General features: G+C 56.7%; 1 protein-coding gene and 3 pseudogenes. 1 reads left to right on the plus strand and 3 read right to left on the minus strand.

From position 1 onward, the window contains the following. A pseudogene (locus ACMX3H_RS17510) lies at window positions 1-186 on the minus strand (transposase); the annotation flags it as partial. Window positions 187-543: 357 nt separating this feature from the next. Between ACMX3H_RS17510 and ACMX3H_RS17515 the strand changes: the two are divergent. Next, window positions 544-1,224 (plus strand): TetR/AcrR family transcriptional regulator, encoded by a 681-nt coding sequence (locus tag ACMX3H_RS17515; protein ID WP_415211720.1) that lies wholly within the window; start codon window positions 544-546, stop codon window positions 1,222-1,224. Between the two features lie 578 nt (window positions 1,225-1,802). On the opposite strand, the pseudogene ACMX3H_RS17520 reads toward ACMX3H_RS17515, so the two are convergent. Continuing rightward, window positions 1,803-2,621: pseudogene (locus ACMX3H_RS17520) on the minus strand (TolC family protein); the annotation flags it as partial. 26 nt (window positions 2,622-2,647) lie between these two features. Continuing rightward, a pseudogene (locus tag ACMX3H_RS17525) lies at window positions 2,648-3,670 on the minus strand (efflux RND transporter permease subunit); the annotation flags it as partial. Between the last annotated feature and the right edge of the window lie 134 nt (window positions 3,671-3,804).

Consider the following 3,804-nt stretch of genomic DNA (forward strand, 5'->3'; position numbering starts at 1 on the left):
AGCCTGCTGTGTAGTGGGGATTTTAGGTTGGACACCGAACTTGCCCTGACGGTAGAGCTGGCGCCAGTTGAACAGCAAATTGTCATTGATACCGTTATCCCGTGCCAGCTTGGCAATGGATACGCCGGGCTGGAGCGCCTGCTCAACCAGCTTAATTTTAAAGTCCCGCGGGAAATTGGGACGACGTCTTGAGGGTTTTGGTGGGGTTTGTTTCATGAATTGCGCCCATTAAAAAAATAATGGACATCATCTTCAATAACCTGATGGGGAATTAACAGACGGCGCTGGGCGTACGCTTACGTTTTTCATGTGATTTTCTCCCGACTACACCGTCAAAAGGATGGCGGTTGGATAAATAGTTAACATTTGATAACAAAATGATAGACCGCGTCGGCTGATGAAGCAAGACAATATTTTAATGATCATTAAAATATTGCTTTCCTAAGCACACATAATGCAAAAAGCCTCTCGACACCGGGGGAGTATTTTTTATAATGACCATTAATTTAGTGTATTTTTTCACCATTCTGCAAGAGAGGAACTATGAGCGACCATCAAGACGCCTGTGTCAAAAAGGGGCGCGGGCGTCCGAAACAATTCGACCGTGAAACCGCCCTGGACCAAGTGTTGCAATTGTTTTGGCGCCATGGCTATGAAGCGACATCCCTTGCCGATCTCGTTGAGGCCACGGGGGCCAAGGCGCCCACGCTGTACGCGGAGTTTGGTAATAAAGAAGGGTTATTCCGCGCCGCGGCGGAGCGCTACGTGACGAAGTTCGCCGAAAAGGGCAAAGCCTTGCTGGCGCGCCACGGTCTTTCCGTCACTCAAGCCATTGAAGACTTTTACCGTGCTGCCGCCGCGATGTTTACCGATAAAAGTTTGCCGTCTGGTTGCTTTATCATTTGCACGTCGGCGGCGCTGGCCGCGTCGTCGGATGAAGTGGCGCAGATCCTGTGCTCGCGCCACCATTTGCAGGAACACACGCTGCTGGATTTTCTGTTGACGCAGCAGCAGCAGGGGGAACTCCCGGCCAGCACCGACTGTGCGGGTCTGGCAAAATATCTCGCCTGCACACTTCAGGGGATGTCGGTTCAGGCGCGAGACGGCGCCAGCGAAGACGATCTTAACGGCATCGTCACCACGCTGATGACGGTCTGGCCGACGTTAAGCCAAACCTGCCGGCAACTAAGCGGCGCGCAAGCGGCCACGGTCGAACACGCCTGATAGCCCGTCTGACCACCGTTGAGGCCAGCGCAATTGCCTGGCCTAACGAACGAGGGTGGCACCTAGCCTGGCTCGTGAGCCGATGAGAATGTCCACGCGTCCCGCGTGATTGACTCCCACGCGTTTCCGGCATAACTTCCACGCGCTTCTGCTGTGATCCCCACGTGTTTCCGTTGGAACCTTCACGCACTCCTGCTGCTATGTCCACGTATTTCCGGTGGAACTTTCACGCGCTTCTACTGTGACTTCCACGCGTTACCGGTGGTGCTTTCACGTGTTCCCGCTGTCATTTTCACGCGCTGTCGCTGGGACGCCCCGAGGATACGGATCTTCTTTTCCAATGTGCCATCGCGGTAGACGGTAACCCCCAAGCGCTGGGCGGTATCCGTTACGCCCTGCGGATTATAACTCTCGGAGGGGGTGACTCCCGCCGCCGTCCGGGAGGGCTTGGCATCGCTATTGCACCGCGGCGCCCACCGGCGCCTGCCAGCTCCCGCCGAGGGCAACGATCAGTTGAACGCTGGTCACCCACTGCGTGCTTTGCAGCGATAACTGGCTCTGCTGTTGGGAAAGGCTGGTATTTTGCGTGGTGGCGACATCGAGGTAATCGGCATGGCGGCGATAAGGGGCACGGCGGGGAGGCTGAACGCCGACGGCGGTTTGCCCATCAACACCGCGATCGCATGCTCCAACTGGGCGAGCTGCCATTGTACATCCAGCGCCGAGGCGCGGGCGCTCTCAAGGGTCGTTTGCGCCTGCGCCAAGGTATCGCGCCCCTCGCTGCCGGCCTGATATTTATTATTGATGATGCGCACATAGCGCTCATAAGCGGTGATGCTTTGCTGATAGAGCGCCAGTTGCTGATCCATCACCCGCAGTTGGAAGTAGTCCTGCGCCAGCGTTGATTGCGCGCTGAGGGTGATATTGGCCAACTCCGCCTCGCTCGCCTGGGCGCTGGCCCGGTTTTCTTCCAGCGTGCGGCGCAGCTTGCCCCACAGATCCAGTTCCCAACTGGCGCTGGCGCTATGACTATTGCTGGTCGTGCTGCGGTTACCCGACCGGGTGCTGGAGGCCGTACCGGTTACGCTGGGATAGAGGTCGGCGCGCGATTCCCGCGCTCGCCCCTGGCGATACAGTGCCTGATATTGTGCGACGTTTTGGTTGGAAATTTGCACCTGGCGTAGCAGATCGGACAGGACAGGATCCCGGTAGACCGCCCACCATTCGCCTTTGCTGAGCTGATCCTGCGGCATTGCCCGGGTCCAGCCTTGGGCTTCTTTAAACTGCAGTGGCACCGGTGTCTCGGGCCGGTGATAATCCGGTCCCACGCTACAGCCCGCCATCGTCAGGGCCAGCGCCAGGGGAAGTAACTTCAGTGCGCGGTGTAAATCATTCATTGTGGTGTTTCACTCTTATAACGGCTTCATGCCGTGCCGGTTTTACGCAAGCGATGCCAGGCGCGCTGGCTATTGCGGCTGAGACGATCGAGGTAAAGATAAACCACCGGCGTAGTAAACAGCGTCAACAGCTGACTCAAGGCCAGCCCGCCGACGATGGCCATCCCCAGCGGGCTGCGCAGATCCGCGTCGTCGCCGCTGCCGAGCGCCAGCGCGCCAAAAAAGGCCGCCAGCGTGGTCATCATAATCGGCCGGAACCGCATCAGACAGGCCTGGGTGATGGCCTGTTGTGGCGTGAGCCCCTGATTGCGTTCGGCCGCCAGGGCAAAATCGATCATCATGATGGCGTTCTTTTTCACAATACCTATCAGTAACAAGATGCCGATCAGGGCGATCACCGTCAACTGTGTGCCAGTGACCAGCATTAGCAACAGCGCCCCCAGACCCGCCGAGGGCAGGGTGGATAATATCGTCAGCGGATGAATATAACTTTCATACAATACGCCGAGCACAATATAGACCGCCGCCAGCGCCGCCAGGATAAGCCAGGGCATTGACGCGGCCAGCGCGGCAAACGCCTTGGCGGTTCCTTAGAAGCCGGCCTGGATGGTGGTGGGCAAGGCGATTTTCACCATCGCGTCTTTGATGGCCGTCTGCGCCTGCTCCAGCGACACGCCATCGGCCAGGTTAAAGGCGACGGTGCTGGTGGCGGATTGCCCCTGATGCGCCCCCGACAACGCCGCATTGGCGCTGCTAAAGGTAATGAATGCCGACAAAGGGATCGTCTCACCGTTGTCGTTGACCACAAAAAGTTCTTTCAGTACCTCGGCATCGCCGGTATAAGCCTCGTTAAGCCCCATAATCACATGATATTGATTCAGGGTTTTGTATATTGTCGCCACTTGGCTCTGGCTGAAGGAGTTATTGAGCATCGCGTCGAGCATGTCGGCATTCACGCCCAGCCGGGTGGCTTTATCGCGGTCGATGTTTAACATGATCTCTTGGCCGCCGTTTTCGCTGTCGGCGTCCAGGCGTGCAACAGATGTAAGCGCCCCGTGGAGGACGTCTTGAATTATTGGTGGGTTTGTTGTATGAGACAGTAAACCTACGTTACACGCTTATGCTCATTGCATTTTCACATTGTATTGATTTTAATAACTTTTATTTCCATCCCGGTTTGAGT

The organism is Sodalis sp. (in: enterobacteria), assembly GCF_047607725.1.
Taxonomy (GTDB): domain Bacteria; phylum Pseudomonadota; class Gammaproteobacteria; order Enterobacterales; family Enterobacteriaceae; genus JBLKSS01.

Coding starts and splice junctions, on each gene's coding strand:
- ACMX3H_RS17515 (WP_415211720.1), top strand. CDS start 544: ATGAGCGACCATCAAGACGCCTGTGTCAAAAAGGGGCGCGGGCGTCCG.